We start from the raw sequence: 927 nt of genomic DNA on the forward strand, positions 1-927 counted from the left end.
TTACTCGATGATCGTTGCCACGACGCCCGAGCCGACGGTGCGACCGCCTTCACGGATGGCGAAGCGCAGACCTTCTTCCATGGCGATCGGAGCGATCAGCTTCACGGTGATGCTGACGTTGTCGCCAGGCATGACCATTTCCTTGTCCTTGGGCAGTTCCACCGCGCCCGTCACGTCCGTGGTACGGAAGTAGAACTGCGGACGGTAGTTGTTGAAGAACGGCGTGTGACGGCCGCCCTCATCCTTGCTCAGCACGTAGATCTCAGCCGTGAAGTGCGTGTGCGGCTTGATCGAACCGGGCTTGGCCAGCACCTGGCCACGCTGCACGTCTTCACGCTTGGTGCCGCGCAGCAGGATGCCCACGTTGTCGCCCGCTTGACCCTGGTCCAGCAGCTTGCGGAACATTTCCACGCCGGTCACGGTGGTCTTCTGAACGTCGGTGATACCCACGATCTCGATTTCCTCACCGACCTTGATGATGCCGCGCTCCACGCGACCCGTCACCACGGTGCCGCGGCCCGAGATCGAGAACACGTCTTCCACCGGCAGCAGGAAGGTGCCGTCAATGGCACGCTCCGGCTGGGGGATGTAGCTGTCCAGCGCATCGGCCAGCGACATGATCGCGCCTTCGCCCAGCTCGCCCTTGTCGCCTTCCAGCGCCAGCTTGGCCGAACCCTTGATGATCGGCGTGTCGTCGCCGGGGAAGTCGTACTTGCTCAGCAGCTCGCGGACTTCCATCTCCACCAGCTCCAGCAGCTCGGCGTCGTCCACCATGTCGCACTTGTTCAGGAACACGATGATGTACTTCACACCCACCTGACGCGCCAGCAGGATGTGCTCGCGGGTCTGCGGCATCGGGCCGTCAGCGGCCGAGCACACCAGGATCGCGCCGTCCATCTGCGCCGCGCCCGTGATCATGTTCTTCAC

1 protein-coding gene is annotated in these 927 nt (G+C 63.3%); it reads right to left on the bottom strand.

Annotated elements, in window-relative coordinates:
- The coding region (gene tuf / locus CDN99_RS27955; RefSeq protein ID WP_088388948.1) for an elongation factor Tu at positions 1-927 on the bottom strand (927 nt) is incomplete at its 5' end.

The sequence above is a fragment of the Roseateles aquatilis genome (assembly GCF_002205645.1).
In the GTDB taxonomy this organism is placed as follows: Bacteria; Pseudomonadota; Gammaproteobacteria; order Burkholderiales; family Burkholderiaceae_C; genus Roseateles; species Roseateles aquatilis.